Source organism: Streptomyces sp. G5(2025), assembly GCF_049542075.1.
Taxonomy (GTDB): domain Bacteria; phylum Actinomycetota; class Actinomycetes; order Streptomycetales; family Streptomycetaceae; genus Streptomyces.
Genome location: NZ_JBMUZT010000002.1, coordinates 1,653,704 through 1,667,607 on the forward strand (window position 1 = coordinate 1,653,704; position 13,904 = coordinate 1,667,607).

Genomic DNA, 13,904 nt, shown 5'->3' on the forward strand with positions numbered 1-13,904 from the left:
CTCACCAGCGCAACAGGACGAGTTCGGAGCAGAAGCCGGGGCCCATCGCGAGCAGCAGCCCCCACGTGCCGGGCTCGGGCAGGCGGGACTCCTGGACGGTCTGCAGGATGTGCAGGACGGAGACGGAGGACATGTTCCCCACCCTCGCCAGGGAGTGCCACGCGGAGTCCAGGGCGTCATCGGGCAGGCCGAGGGTGTCGGCCAGGGCGGAGAGGACCTTGGGGCCTCCCGGGTGGCACACCCACGTGTCGATGTCGTCGGTGGTGAGGCCGTGTTCGGCCAGGAAGGCACGCAGGTGCCGACCGAAGTGGTCCCGCACGATACCGGGTACCGCGGCGTCGATCACGACGCGGAATCCGCCGGCGCCGATGTCCCACCCCAGGATCTTCTCGGTGTCCGGGTACAGGCGGCTGCGCGTGGCGACGACCGAGGGCCCGGCCGCCACCGGTTCCGTGCCGCCGCCGGTCGCTCTTGTGCCGCCGCCGGTCGTCCCTGCACCGCCGCCGGTCGTCCCTGCACCGCCGCCGGTCGTCCTTGTGCCGCTGCCGCGTGCGACGAGCGCTGCCGCACCGTCGCCGAACAGGGCGCCGGCGACGAGGTTGGCGCGGGAGCCGTCGCCCTGCTGGAGCGTCAGCGAGCACAGCTCGACGGTCAGCAGCACAGCGGTGTCGTCGGGGTGCCCGCACAGATAGTCGTGCACCCGTGCGAGGCCGGCGGCGCCCGCCACGCAGCCCAGGCCGAAGACGGGCAGCCTCTTCACGTCGGGCCGCAGCCCTATGCGTCCGGCCAGCCGGGCGTCGAGCGACGGAGCGGCGACGCCGGTGATGGAGGCGCACACCAGCAGGTCGACATCGGCCGGATCCAGCCCTGCCTCCCGCAACGCGCCGGTGAGGGCCTCCTCGCCCAGTTCGAGACCCACCGCCAGCCAGGCGTCGTTGCTCTGCCCGAAGTCCCTGAGGCCGGCGTACCGCTCGATCGGCAGCGCGAGGTGACGTGTGCGCACACCGGCGGACGCGTGCAGGCGACGCAATACGGCGCGGTCGGCCCCCGGGGGCAGGCACAGGTCACCGATCGGCTCGGTGAGGTCGTCCTGGGCGTAACGGTGCGCGGGCAGCGCGGTGTGGACGGCGACGATGGTGGTCGCCGCGGCGGGCACGGAGGTCCGTACCGGCGCGGTGGGCGGAGCCGGGGACGGGGAGGGGGCCGGGGGCGGAGACGGGGAGGGCGCCAGGGCAGGGGACGGGGACGGGGACGAGGCATGGTCGACGATCGCGGGGACACGCATGCCGGTAATGCCTTCCGCAGAGCCGGCACTGATTACCTTGCACACGTGTCTCTCCACCCATCTGGGGTTCTCGCGCGCACGACACGCCGTCTCCCGGCGCTGCTGCGCTCCTGTCATCCGGGGCCGGCGCTCGCCGTGACGGTGTTCGTGGCCGCCCTGGCCGTGGCGGCGGGCCGAGGGGGCCCGGGGTCGGTGGCGGTGGCCGCGGCCGTGCTGGCCGGTCAGCTCTCCGTGGGCTGGTGCAACGACGCGGCCGACGCGCGGCGCGACGCGGCGTGCGAGCGCCCCGACAAGCCGGTGGCCACGGGTGAACTCTCGCCCCGGGCGGCGGCCGCCGCGGCCGTGACGGCGCTGACGCTGTGCGTACCGCTGTCACTGCTGAGCGGCGCCGCCGCAGGAACAGCGCACCTGGGCATGGTCGCCGCGGGCTGGGCCTACAACCTGCGGCTGAAGCACACGGTGCTCTCACCGCTGCCCTATGCCATGGCCTTCGGCGCGCTGCCGGCCTTCGTCACCCTTGGTCCGCCCGCACCGTCCTGGCCCGCCTGGTGGGCGGTGGCCGCCGGGGCGCTGCTGGGTGTGGGGGCGCACTTGGTGAACGTCCTGCCGGACATCGAGGACGATCTCGCGACCGGTGTACGCGGACTGCCGCAGCGGCTGGGCGGCCCGGCCTGCCGGTGGCTGGCCCCGTTCGTGATGCTGGCGGCCGTGGGCGTGGTCGTCGCGGGGGCGCCCGGAACGGTGCGGACGTCGGGTTGGACGCTCGCGGCGGCCGCCGTGATCGTCGCGGTCGCGGGTACGGCTGTGCGGTCAGGGGCGCGGAGCCGGTGGCCGTTCCGGGCGGCGATCGTGGTGTCCGGCATGGCGGTGGCACAGCTCCTGCTACGGGGCTCGGACATGGCATGACCCGGGCACCGCTACGTTTCCGGTAGCCACGCCCGGGGCATTTGCCTCGTATGGTGGGTTACCGCCCGGAGCGCCGGGTGCGGGTGCCCGCGGTGCGGGCTGCCTGGCTGACACAGACGTTCGTCCACTGGCCCTTCCGGCCGGAGGCCGTGCGGCCCCTGGTACCCGAAGGCTTGGCCGTGGACGAGTACGAGGGGGCCGCCTGGGTGGGGCTCACGCCCTTCGTCATGGCGGACGTGCGCCCTCCCGGTGTCCCCGCGGCCCTGCCCGGACTCCCGGCGTTCGCGGAGACCAACCTCCGGACGTACGTACGTCAGCGGGACGGGCGGGACGGGCTGTGGTTCCTGTCCCTGGAGGTCGCCTGCCCCCTGATGGTGGCGGGGCGGGCCATCGGCGCGCCGTACCACCCGGGCACGCTCAGCGTGTCCGCGAGCGGGGACACCGTCTCGTACTTCGGTTCAAGGTGGACCGGCGGGGCCTCCTACCGCCTGGTCGTCCGCCCCGGTGACCCGATCCGGCCGGCGGAGAGGGACGTGTGGCTGACGTCGCGCTGGCGGGCGTACACCCGGCGGCTGGGCATGCTCTGGGAGACACCTGCCGAGCACGAGCCGTGGCCACTGGCCGACGCCGCCGTCGACGTACTGGAGGAGACGCTGACGACCGCCGCGGGCCTCCCCGCCCCTCTCGGCGAGCCGGTGGTGCACTTCTCGCGAGGAGTCAGGCACGTACGGCTCGGACCCTCACGTCCATTGGCGATGGGCTCTCGCTGATTCCCGAGCGGAGACGAGTGGAGGAGTTGTCGAGCAGGGGAACAGCCGAGTAGAGGAACGGCCGAGTAGAGGAGTGGAGGAGCCGCATGCCCGGCGGAGTCACACGGCGGCGTCCGTTGCTGCGCTTCGACGGCTGGATCGCGGGCCTGGGCACCGCGTCCGGGACCCGTGTCGTGGTCGGCCACTGGCACCGGTCGCCGTTCGGGCCGTTCAGCGATGTGATGCTCGAACGGCCCGATGGGGAACGGCTGCTGCTGGCCCCCACACCGGAGACGGCCGACTTCGTCAGCGACACCTACACCTTCGACGTCGTACGCGTCGTCCCGGTCGACGTCAGCGTCGCCGCCGACACGTGGACCGTGCAAGCCGGCCCACTCGACCTGCGCTTCACCGTCGGCCGCCGAGGGCCTTTGGGACTCCTGCTGCGTGCCGTCCCCGGTGCCCTCGCCCGCCGCCCGGCGTGGAGCGCGCTGACGGATCGCCCCGCCCGCCTCCTGCTGCCCGGCGTACGAACCCGCGGCAGCACCGGCGCGGGACGCCGCGAGTGGTACGGCGCCCGGGACCTGCGGCCGATCCGCACGGCGTCGGCAACCTTCGAGGGCACCGACCTCGGCCCGACGGCCCCCGTCGAGCCGCCCGTACGCTTCGGCTTCGGCTCGGCACCGAGGAACCCGGCTCTCACCCGGATCACGACCATGATCGCGCTCGAACCGGAGTAGGAACAGCCCTGTCACGCATACGCGGCGGCCCCGGATGCGTTCAAGTCCGGCTTTAGCGGCCGTGATCCCGCCCGTTAACTGCCGCGTGATTGCGCGGCGTTGGCGCCCCTCCCGGAGGGCCGTTCCCGAATGCCTCGCGAAGTGAGGGGATCATTGATTTCATATGTTCTGGTGATAGGCGGCGGGCCGGGCGGGGCGCTGACGGCGATATTGTCGGCCCGGGCCGATATCACGTCGGTGAGTCGCTCACCTCGTCCTGCCGCGCGATGATGGAAATCGCGGGCGTATGGGAGAAGGTGGACGCCGCCGGCTTCACCAGTCGTCGAGGAGCCATGCTGAGGTGGGGCGCCGAGGACTGGACCATCGACTGGGCGGAGTTCTTCGGCGCGGATGAGCGCGGCTGGCAGGTGGAGCGCGCCGAGTTCGACGAGATCTTGCTGCGGCACGCGCAGGAGCTGGGCGTCGAGGTCGTCGAGAGCGCCCACGTGAGAAGGTCGTCTTCAAGGGTCATCCCCCTGCGCGAGGGGCGGTTCAGCATCGGTTTCGTGACGCACAAGATACGGTTCGTCGAGCGTCGGAAGGAATTCGCGTCCGACGACGAAATGCTCCGGGCGCTGGTCCAGGAGTCCGAGACGGTGCGCAAGCAATTGGCGGGCGCGGAATTTATCGGTCCCACGCGCGTCGAGCAGCACTACTCCTACGTGGACCGAGTGAATGTCGGCCGCTGAGCCCGCGGCCACGCCACGCTCGGACTCGGCCCCTTCCGCAACAGCCTCAGCATGCGGCCGCTCGCGCGGGCGCCGGCCACCGCGATGGAGCTGACGTCACGTTCCCCGGTCAGCGCGATGTCGCTTGGCGCAGTGCCACACGGCGTCCGCCTCACCGGCGAGGCGCGCGTAGATCGCGGGAGACAGGCCCAGCCACGGCTTCGTGACATCCCCGCTCACCCACCACAGGCGGTCACGGAGAGGTGCGTCGAAGGCGCCCCCAACTCACCGCTCGGAGAGCCTCGACCATCCGGTTCCGCAGGCGGGACGGATCCCCGCGACCCAGGACGACGACGGGCCCGGAGCGGGTGGTGATCAGGGCGTGCGTGCGCGAGGCGGGAGCCGAAGAATCCGGTGGCTCCGGTGGCTCCGGTGAGCAGAACGGTCATGGCACGTACAGGATCCACGTACAGGATCACAGGGCCGCTACCCTTGGGAATGCGGAGCGTAACCTGTCGAACACAGTACGTATCAAGCGCACGAGGTGAGGGGACACCCTTTGCTGGGAAGCGAGGTGAGCGTGCGACTCGGCCCAGTGGACCGGAGCTTCACTTACCAAAGCGTCGAGCCACAACCGATCACGGGCTTCTTTCTGGAGCTCGAAGGGGAACCTCCCTCCAGAGAAGCCCTGGTGGCACGGGTCTCGGAACGCCTGGGTTCGCTCCCGGCACTGTGGCAGCTGCGGCCAGAACCAGGACAACGGCTACGCCCTGTGGCAGCGGCACGCCTCGACCCCGTGGCACACGTGCGTTGGGCGGGTGGCCACGGCCTCTCCGCTTTCCCCGAGGCAGTGTTGGCCGAGCCGCTCCCGGCAGGCGGACCGGCGTGGGATCTGTGGTGCGTTCCCGAAAGAGAAGGCGGCCGGTTCCAAGTCGCGTTCCGCATCCACCACGCGGTCCATGACGGGATGGGCGCGGCCCATGACCTTCTGACTCTGCTGTGTGACGACGTCCCGCCGCTGTTGCGTCCCATGGAACGGAAGCGGCCCACGATCACTGGTTGTGCCGCCGTTGTGAAGGATCTGGCCCGCGCGCTGACCGGCGAGTTGCGTCCCCGTACCAACTACCTGTCGCATCCCGGCGATCCCGTGCGGTGGGCGTGGGAGGAAGTGCCCGAGTCCATCGTGCGGGAGGCCGCCCGTTCAGCTCGGTGCACGAAGAACGACATCTGCTTGGCGGCCTTCGCCTGGGCGCTGCGGTGGGACGCCGCACGGACAGCGGCCGGCGGCAACGCCCGTCATCGCGACTTCGACGCCGTCATTCCCATGTCGACCCGTGACGCCCGGAGCAGAACGGTACTCGGCAACCAGTTGGCGGCTTACCGGCTTCGTCTGCCCGTCTCGGCCGGAAGCTTCGAGGAGGCGGTGGACCGGGTGGTCGCGCAGAGTCAGGTGGCGCGCTCCCACCGGCGACGGGATGCGACGCGCCGGTTGCTGGAGCTGAGCCCGACTCCGGTGGGGGCCTGGGCGAGCAGAGTGCTGATGGGCCCCTGCACCACACCGATGATCGCCAGCAGTCTGACGTTCCCCGCCGTCGGCCCATGCCTGGGGGCGCGGCTGCTGGGAGCGTCGATGATGTACAGCCTCGCAGGTGGCCTGCGGTCCTATCTGTCCTTCACCCGGGCCCAGGGAGTGGTGCGATGCGGCCTGGCACACCGTGCCTCCTGGCGGGCGGACGGCGTTCCGGCGCTGTGGCGGCGCGTCCTGGTCCAGAGCCGGGGGCACCCAGAACGACGGCCCGGACACAACGGCGAGCTGCTCGATGAGGCGTGAGGAGATTCTGTGCGACGCGTACCCGGAGCCCGGGCCACGGCACGGCGTGGTCTTGCCGTGTTGGCCGTGTTGGCCTCGATGACGTGTCTGGCCGGGGCGACGCGGCCCGCGGCGGTTCCCCGGGCGGAGGTGGGCGGCGGCTCGAACTACTTCACCTATCGGGTCGACGCGGATTGCACGCGTGAGCCGTATGGCGTCGTCAACAGTTACGACCGAGCCCCCGACGTGATCAGGGACCAGTTGGCCCAGCTGGTCCGGGCCGGCCAGAAGCGGTTGCGGATCCCGGTGTTCCACCACCGGGGCGCGGACTCCGGGACCGTCATGGACTCGGCGGACGGTGGTCTCAGCCGCGGGAATCTGCGCAATCTGCGTGAGCTGCTCAGCGACGTGAAGAGGGCCGGTTTCCAAGGGGTGGAGGTCGCCTTCTTCCCCAAGGACGCCAACGATCCGGCGGAGTGGAAGACGTTCGACCGGGCCCTGTACGCCGAGAACCGTGCGGTCATCCGCCAAGTACGCGCGGAAGTCGTACGCTCCGGGCTTCCGTACGTACTCGATCTGCTGAACGAGGGGGCACCGGCCGACGGCCAGGATGTTCTGCTGCGGTACGACAGGACCCTGTGGCAGGACTACCGGCGGGAGTTCGGCACGTCGGACACGGTCGGTTTCTCGATGACGGTCTGGATCGCCGGCCGCGTGCCCCATCTGCCGTCCGTCTACGGGCAGGAGCCGCCGAAGGTCCTGGAGGTGCATCTGTACGGGCAGGAGGGCAACGGCGACGAATACCGGCAGTTCATGGATGCCGACGCCGCGCTGGACGCCCTCGGGTACCGGCAGCCGCTGATCGTCGGTGAGGCGTACTACGACGACGCGGAGGCCGCCGACGGCATCCGTCGGGCCATGCGGGACGGTGACCGGCCGGTGCGCCACCTCACTCAGTGGCCTTGGCCGCGGCAGGCACGTTGCCCGGCCGCGGACGTCGCACCTCCCGCCGCCTGGAGCGCGTACCGGACGGCCGGATTCTGATCGTTCAGCCACCGCTCCTCGCGCCGGTCGTCCCGCATGACCGGCGGTAGGGCTGTTGGGGGAAGTGCACCGCCCACTCCTCGCGGTTCAGAGGGCCGTCGAGGGCGCAGACGCGACGAATGACGGCGGAGACGTCGTGGGACCAGAACCGCACCGTGGCGTCCTGGCCGGTGGTGGCCAGCGTGCGGCCGTCGGGGCTGAACTCCGCGTCGAGGACCGGGCCGGTGTGGCCGTGCAGCGCGGTGAGCAGGACCGGCCGGTCGGGGTGGGTGACGTCCCACAGCTGCGTCGTACGGTCGTCGCTGGTGGTGGCAAGGGTTCTGCCGTCGGGTGCGAAGGCTGTGCCGCGCGACGCCTCACGGTGACCGATCATGGTGCTCAGCGGAGCGGTGGTTTCCCGCACCGGTCCCTTGGCCCCGCGTGCCGGGAGGCGCCACAGACGGACCTTCCGGTCGTCGTCCGTGGTCGCCAGGAGCCGCTTGTCGGGCGAGAGTTCCACGCCGTTGACCTGGTTGGGGTGGAGCAGATCGGCGATGACCACGGGGTGTCGGCGGTCGGACAGGTCCCACAGGCGGGCGCGGTAGTCGCCGCCTGCGGTGGCCAGGAGGCGGCCGTCGCCGCTCAGGGCCGCCGAGTTGACGCGGTCGGTGTGTTCGTTCACCTCCGCCAGGTGCGTGGGACGCGAGGGGTGACGGATGTCCCACAGTTGGGCGGTGTGGTCCTCTCCGCCGGTGACCAGAAGGTTTCCGTCCTCGCTCATGGCCACCGTGTACACGGCGTCGGTGTGGTGGGTGAGGGTGTGGATCGGGGTGGGGTCGCGGGGGTCCGTCACGTCCCACAGGCGTGTCCGGCGGTCCTGGCCGGCGGTGGCGAGGAGGCGGCCGTCGGGACTGACCGCCACCGCGTTGACGGCGCCCGGATGCGGGACGGTGGCCAACGGGGCGACCGGGCCGCTCCGCGCGCGCTTCCAGAGCCGGGCTCCGGACGCCGCGTCCGCGGTGACCAGCAACCGGCCGTTTCGGGCATAGGCCATCGACGGTGTCGCGGCAGGGGTCAGGACGACCGGTGCGGGCAGCTGCCACAGCAGCAGGCGGCCCTCGTCATCGCCGGTGACGAGGGCACCTTCAGGGCCGAAGGCGGCGGCGCGCACCGGGTTGGGCTGCGGCAGGGTCATGAGTTCCCGGCCGCGGTCGAGGTCCCACAGCCGGGCGGTCTGGTCGTCGCCGCCCGTGACCAGTTGCCGCCCGTCGGAACGGAACGCCACGCTGTGGATCAGGCCCTTGTGCCCGCGCAGGATCTTCGGCCGCTCGGGTTCCCGGGGGTCGCCGACCGGGGTGAGATGGACGGTCTGGTCGAAGCTGACGCTCGCGAGGGTCCGGCCGTTCGGCGCGAACGTCACTCCGCGCACCTGGGCCCTGTGGCTGCGCAGCGTCGACAGGAGGGCGGGCGGCACACGGTGGTTCACGCGCCACAGCCGGACGGTGTGGTCGTCGCCGGCGGTGGCGAGGGTACGGCCGTCGGGGCTGAAGGCGACGCCGTTGACCGGCCCCCGGTGGTGGCCGCCGGTCGCTTCGGGGACGAGGACCGGCCGGTCGCGGCGCGTGAGGTCCCAAACGCGTACCCCTCCTTGCTCGGTGACCGCGGCCAGGGTCCCGGCGTCGGGGCTGATGGCCAGTGCCGAGACCGCCCCGCCCGCCGGGAGCGAGAGCAACCTCCTGGGAGGGGCCTTCGACAGGGCCCACAGCGTCACGGTGGCATCCGCGCCCCCGGCGGCCAGGAGCCGCCCGTCGGAGGTGATCGCCACGCCGGTGAGGGGGCCACGGCCTTTCAGGGAGGCGATCACGGCCGGCCGGGTGCGGTGGCGTACGTCGGTGAGCCGGACCAGCCCGTCCGCGGCCGCCGTGGCCAGCGTGGAGTCGTGGAAGGCGACTTGGCGCACGGTGTACCGGTGCCGGGGCAGCGGGGTGGAGTAGACGCTCCCCGAGGAAGCCAGCAGCGCGCCGCGCGTCTGCGCGGAGGAGGCCACGCGGTGGGCGGCCAGGCTCAGACGCATGGCGAGTGAGGGGTCGACCTGCCGGAGCCGCTCGGCCTCGTCGACCGCCAGCTGTGCCGCCGAATGGTCGCGTTCGGCCAGCGCGTCGGTCCGCTGCCGCAGCGCGTATCCCGTGGCACCGGCCGTCAGCAGCACCAGGGCGGAGAGCAGGGCGACCAAGTGCCGAAGGCGGCGGGTACGGCGACGGTGGGCGGCCGCCTCGTCCTGCTCCCGGCGTACACCGGCGTCCAGGAAGCGGCGCTCGGGAGAGTCCGCGGGGACCAGGCGGCCGTTGAGCCAGTCCACCGCCACGGCCAGCTGTGTTCCCCGGTACAGCACGGCCGGGTCGTGCCCGCTCGCCTCCCACGCCTCGGCGGCCTCGGCCAGGCGCTGGTGGTTGCGCAGGCCCACGCGGTCGGCGTCGATCCAGCCGCGGAGCCTCGGCCACGCGTACAGCAGCGCTTCGTGGGTGAGTTCGACGCAGTCGGCGTCCATGGTCAGCAACCGCGCGTCCGCGAACGCGCGCAGCACGCTCTCCGCCGCTTCCGGCTCGGGCAGGGAGGACACCAGGCGCCTGTGGTGGACCCGCCGACGGGTGTCCTGGTCCGCGTCGCCGATGCGGACCAGCCCCAGCAGCAGCCTGCGCGCCATGGCCTGTACGTCGGGGACGAGCCCGGCGTAGACCTGTTCGGCGCTGGAGGCGACGGCGCCCGTGATACCGCCCGTGCTCCGGTAACCCGCGACGGTCAGCCGCCCTTGCTCCCGGTGCTGCCATGTCGTCAGCAGAGCGTGAGCGAGAAGCGGGAGCGTTCCGGCGCCCGGGCAGGGAGAGGCGGGAGAGACCTGGCCGCCGGTGGGAGAGGCCTGGCCGCCGGCGCCGAGATCGCTCAGGAGCAGCTCCACCAGCCCCGCTTCCAGCTCAAGGCCGGCTGCCCGCGCCGGGCCGGTGATGGCCGCGCGCAACTCGTCGGAGGCCATGGGTCCCAGCAGGAACTGACTGCCCCGCAGGGCGGCGACCAGTTCCGGGTGGGACAGGCACTGGCCGTAGTAGTCCGCCCGCACACCGAGCACGACCAGAATCCGGGCCTGCGAGCGCGGGGCCGGCCGGGACGGGGCCGGCCGGGACGCCGACCGGGACAAGGCGTGCAGCGCCCGTACGAAACGACGCCGCTCGTCTGCCGAATCGCACAGGGTGAAGACCTCCTCGAACTGGTCGACCACCAGTACGAGACCCGGCAGGGCCGACGTACGCCGTCCCGCGTCCGCCTGCCGTGGCATCCCGCCGCGGTGGCCGCTCACTGTCTCCCGTACCAGGGACGCGAACTTTTCGGGGTCGGCAGCCGACGCCTGCCGCAGGGCTTCGGCGTCCGAGCCCGTCGCCGCGGACAGGACCCGCACCAGTTCCGCTGTTGGCCGGGAAGACGGTGTGAGGCACAGCGACGGCCACGCCTGCGCCCCCGGTACGGGGAGGGCACCCCGTGCGATCGCGGGCAGCAGCCCGGCGTGCAGGAGAGAAGACTTGCCCGCGCCTGACGGCCCCACGACGACGACCGGCTCGCCCTCACCGCCGCGCAGCAGATGCCGCGTCACGTGGCCGACGAGCGCGGCGGTCGCCCGCTCCCGCCCGAAGAACCAGGGGGCGTCCTGCCTCCCGAACGAGGCCAGGCCCGGGTAGGGGCAGACCGCCCCGGCGGAGCTCCGGCCCGGCGGCGCCAGGGCGGCCAGCGCGCCGTCGGCACCCAGCGCCTCGTCGCAGCCGAGGGCGAGATCAGTGCTGGCGGGCTTCTGGCCGTTCTCGACCTTGCTCAAGTGACCACGGCTGTAGTGCACGAGACGGGACAAGTCGGCCAAGGACAGCCCGCGTTCCGTCCGCAACCGACGCAGGCGCTCCCCGAATGTCTCACCGACCACCCCGGACGGCTTCTGTTTCACCAGGTCAACGGGTGTTTCCTGTTTCCGCTCCCGCAAGGCGACAGGCACCTCCTTGGCTCAGTCGGGCCGGTTCACCCACGATGAGATCCGGCACTCTCCGCAGTCGCGAAACTACGGCGAGTCCATCTCCTCGGGACCGGATACGCCCACCCGCCCCCTCAAGGAGTGAGGGCGACGCGGCACGAAGCGCCGTATCCCCGCCCTGACCGGATCAACGACTACCTGCCGCAGTACCTGGCGTGAGAGGGGCGAGCACGTCGACAGCGGCCCGGCGACCGGCGGCAGCCGAGAAAAAGCAATTGACGTACCGACAACGAGAAAGAGCAGTGACGTACCGACAAAGCGCGTGATCTGAACGCGCGACTGCCGGACGCGATCACGCGCCTATCCGGTGCCGGGACCATCCGGTCCCTCACAGCACCGCACACCACACCACACCACCCACACCACACCACACCACCCACACCACACCACACCAAGGAGCACCCATGCGCACCACCCTCACCACCCGCCGCCGCGGCGTCGTCGCCGCCCTCACCGCCCTCACCCTCGCGGGCACCATCGCCTCCGCGGGCACCGCCCACGCGGAAAGCCACCGGCTCGACTGCCTGGTCGACACCTTGGCCTACAAGGTCTGCTCCGGGAAGCTGACGCTCCAGGTGGGCCAGCGGCTCGAAGTGGACCTGGTTTCCTCGGGCGGCCACCAGTTGCAGTTCTGCGCCGAACCGCACGGCGGCGGCATCGACCTCGACTGCACGGGCTGGGTCAACCCTGGCGCCAGCACGCAGCTCGTATGGCACAACGGAACGGCGGGCCCGAAGGACGTCCAGCTCATCGTCGGCCGTAAGTACCCCACGACGGTTCTCGCACGCGGCAGCTACCACGTGCGCTGAGGCACAACCAGAAGTACCGCAATGGGCAGTCGCACTTCACCTACCACGGCAGCCAGGAGAGCAAGGACCCCTTCGGTTGGCGCAGCGTCTGCTTCCACTGCTGACCCGAACCACTCATTGAAGGGCGGTCCTGCCGATCCACGGTCGGCAGGGCCACCCACCAACTCCCGTACCTCCGCCCCATCCTCGGAAAGAGAAGCGTCATGGGCCCCTGCCACATTCCTCCCGACCGCGACATCGAGGTCACCAAGACCGTCTACACGGTAGGCCGCGACTTGGGCGTCTCGGATAAAGTCATGCTCGCCGGCTTCGAAGCCGGGTGGGTCGAATCGCACATGCATAATCTCGACTGCGGAGACCGGGACTCTCTCGGCGTCTTCCAGCAACGGCCCAGCCAGGGTTGGGGAACCCCCGAACAGATCCGGCATGTGCCGTACGCGGCCACGCAGTTCTTCACCCGGGCGGTCCGTGTCGAGCAGCGATACCCACACCTCACTGCCGGTCTCACCGCGCAGGAGGTGCAACGCTCGGCCTTTCCGCCCCGCTACGACCAGGCGGAAGCCAAGGCGCGAGCCCTCCTCGACGAGGCCAGGCGCGCGGTCGGGTCTCCGCCGCGGGTGGCGCGGGTGGGTGTGGGTGTGCCGTCGGTCGTGGACCACGGTTCGGGCATGGTGGTCTTCGGCGTCGACGCATCGGGCGGGGTGACGCATCGGTGGCAGAACACCGCAGGGGGCGCGTGGTCGGCCTGGACGGGCCTTGGCCGGCCGCCGGGGGGTGCGGTGGGCCGTCCCTGGGCGTTGGTGGGCCGCTACGGAAAACTGGCGGTCTTCGTCCGCGGGGCAGACGGGGCCCTGTGGCACACCTGGCAGTCGGAAGCGGGCGCGTGGGCACCTGACTGGGTGTCACTGGGAGGGCGGCTCGCGGACGACCCCTCGGTCGTACTGAGCCCCAACGGAGCCCTGTCGGTATTCGCCCGCGACCCAGAAGGCCGCGTCACCCACACCTGGCAACGCGGCCCCGAACACGGACACGGCTGGCACGGATCCTGGGCCGACATGGAAGGCGCGGTCGCAGGCCGCCTGTCGGTGGTGGTGGGCCGCGACGGCGGCATGGTCCTCTTCGCCCGCGGCACCGACGGCGCCCTGCACCACCGCTGGCAAACCGGAACCGGCGGCCCCTGGTCCGCCTGGACACCCCTGGGCGGGCGACTGGCGGGTGACCCAACGGTCGTACTCAGCCCCAACAACGCCCTGTCGGTATTCGCCCGCGACCCAGAAGGCCGCGTCACCCACACCTGGCAACGCGGCCCCGAACACGGACACGGCTGGCACGGATCCTGGGCCGACATGGAAGGCGCGGTCGCAGGCCGCCTGTCGGTGGTGGTGGGCCGCGACGGCGGCATGGTCCTCTTCGCCCGCGGCACCGACGGCGCCCTGCACCACCGCTGGCAAACCGGAACCGGCGGCCCCTGGTCCGCCTGGACACCGCTAGGCGGACGCCTCACCGCCGACCCCGCCGTCGTACTCAACCCCAGCGGCGACCTCTCAGTCTTCGCCCGCACCCCAGAAGGCCGCATGACCCACACCTGGCAACGCGGCCCCCAACACGGCCACGCATGGAACGACACCTGGGCCGACATGGAAGGCAACCTTGCCCATACCGAGGCTTCCGAGGCTTCCGAGGCTTCCGAGCCGAGTTTCGGTGCCGTCAACGTCCCTCCGGGCCCATGAGCCCGTGCCGCGTCATCGCTGTCCACGGACCCCACGCGGAGAGCGACCGGGCGCCGACGTCGCCATACCTCAGTAC

Annotated in this window: 11 protein-coding genes; 8 read left to right on the forward strand and 3 right to left on the reverse strand. The window is 71.6% G+C overall.

The genetic code is table 11. The features are described from left to right. Position 1: 1 nt before the first annotated feature. Complete coding sequence (locus tag ACOBQB_RS07745; protein ID WP_423589837.1) at positions 2-1,285, reverse strand: type III polyketide synthase; 1,284 nt, start codon at positions 1,283-1,285, stop codon at positions 2-4. A 45-nt stretch (positions 1,286-1,330) separates the two neighbouring features. On the opposite strand from ACOBQB_RS07745, the gene ACOBQB_RS07750 reads away from it, so the two are divergent. From ACOBQB_RS07750 to ACOBQB_RS07765, 4 genes are all read left to right on the forward strand, one after another. Next, positions 1,331-2,191 (forward strand): UbiA family prenyltransferase, encoded by an 861-nt coding sequence (locus ACOBQB_RS07750; RefSeq protein WP_423589839.1) that lies wholly within the window; start codon positions 1,331-1,333, stop codon positions 2,189-2,191. A 50-nt stretch (positions 2,192-2,241) separates the two neighbouring features. Next, a complete protein-coding gene (locus tag ACOBQB_RS07755) occupies positions 2,242-2,961 on the forward strand; it encodes a YqjF family protein (protein ID WP_423589840.1) in 720 nt (239 codons plus the stop codon). Between the two features lie 86 nt (positions 2,962-3,047). After that, positions 3,048-3,680 (forward strand): hypothetical protein, encoded by a 633-nt coding sequence (locus ACOBQB_RS07760; protein ID WP_423589842.1) that lies wholly within the window; start codon positions 3,048-3,050, stop codon positions 3,678-3,680. A gap of 266 nt (positions 3,681-3,946) precedes the next feature. After that, positions 3,947-4,408 carry an NAD(P)/FAD-dependent oxidoreductase gene (locus ACOBQB_RS07765; protein ID WP_423589843.1) on the forward strand — a complete coding sequence of 154 codons (462 nt, stop codon included), beginning with the start codon at positions 3,947-3,949 and terminating at the stop codon, positions 4,406-4,408. A 96-nt stretch (positions 4,409-4,504) separates the two neighbouring features. On the opposite strand, the gene ACOBQB_RS07770 is transcribed toward ACOBQB_RS07765, so the two are convergent. Next, complete coding sequence (locus ACOBQB_RS07770) at positions 4,505-4,627, reverse strand: SDR family oxidoreductase (RefSeq protein WP_423589844.1); 123 nt, start codon at positions 4,625-4,627, stop codon at positions 4,505-4,507. A gap of 451 nt (positions 4,628-5,078) precedes the next feature. Here ACOBQB_RS07770 and ACOBQB_RS07775 point away from each other — a divergent pair, with 451 nt between their 5' ends. Together ACOBQB_RS07775 and ACOBQB_RS07780 are read left to right on the forward strand one after the other, a co-directional pair. Then, on the forward strand, positions 5,079-6,218 hold the full coding sequence (locus ACOBQB_RS07775; RefSeq protein WP_423590477.1) for a wax ester/triacylglycerol synthase domain-containing protein: 1,140 nt from the start codon (positions 5,079-5,081) through the stop codon (positions 6,216-6,218). A gap of 66 nt (positions 6,219-6,284) precedes the next feature. Further along, complete coding sequence (locus ACOBQB_RS07780) at positions 6,285-7,241, forward strand: hypothetical protein (protein WP_423589845.1); 957 nt, start codon at positions 6,285-6,287, stop codon at positions 7,239-7,241. A 4-nt stretch (positions 7,242-7,245) separates the two neighbouring features. Here ACOBQB_RS07780 and ACOBQB_RS07785 read toward each other — a convergent pair whose 3' ends face one another. Then, positions 7,246-11,253 carry a helix-turn-helix domain-containing protein gene (locus tag ACOBQB_RS07785; protein WP_423589847.1) on the reverse strand — a complete coding sequence of 1,336 codons (4,008 nt, stop codon included), beginning with the start codon at positions 11,251-11,253 and terminating at the stop codon, positions 7,246-7,248. Positions 11,254-11,693: 440 nt separating this feature from the next. Here ACOBQB_RS07785 and ACOBQB_RS07790 point away from each other — a divergent pair, with 440 nt between their 5' ends. Beyond that, positions 11,694-12,098 carry a hypothetical protein gene (locus ACOBQB_RS07790; RefSeq protein ID WP_423589849.1) on the forward strand — a complete coding sequence of 135 codons (405 nt, stop codon included), beginning with the start codon at positions 11,694-11,696 and terminating at the stop codon, positions 12,096-12,098. Positions 12,099-12,301: 203 nt separating this feature from the next. Beyond that, the gene (locus ACOBQB_RS07795; protein WP_423589850.1) at positions 12,302-13,828 is read left to right on the forward strand and encodes a hypothetical protein; all 1,527 of its coding nucleotides are present in this window, start codon (positions 12,302-12,304) and stop codon (positions 13,826-13,828) included. Positions 13,829-13,904: the final 76 nt, after the last annotated feature.

Coding starts and splice junctions, on each gene's coding strand:
- ACOBQB_RS07745 (WP_423589837.1), bottom strand. CDS start 1,285: ATGCGTGTCCCCGCGATCGTCGACCATGCCTCGTCCCCGTCCCCGTCC.
- ACOBQB_RS07755 (WP_423589840.1), top strand. CDS start 2,242: ATGGTGGGTTACCGCCCGGAGCGCCGGGTGCGGGTGCCCGCGGTGCGG.
- ACOBQB_RS07760 (WP_423589842.1), top strand. CDS start 3,048: ATGCCCGGCGGAGTCACACGGCGGCGTCCGTTGCTGCGCTTCGACGGC.
- ACOBQB_RS07765 (WP_423589843.1), top strand. CDS start 3,947: ATGATGGAAATCGCGGGCGTATGGGAGAAGGTGGACGCCGCCGGCTTC.
- ACOBQB_RS07790 (WP_423589849.1), top strand. CDS start 11,694: ATGCGCACCACCCTCACCACCCGCCGCCGCGGCGTCGTCGCCGCCCTC.
- ACOBQB_RS07795 (WP_423589850.1), top strand. CDS start 12,302: ATGGGCCCCTGCCACATTCCTCCCGACCGCGACATCGAGGTCACCAAG.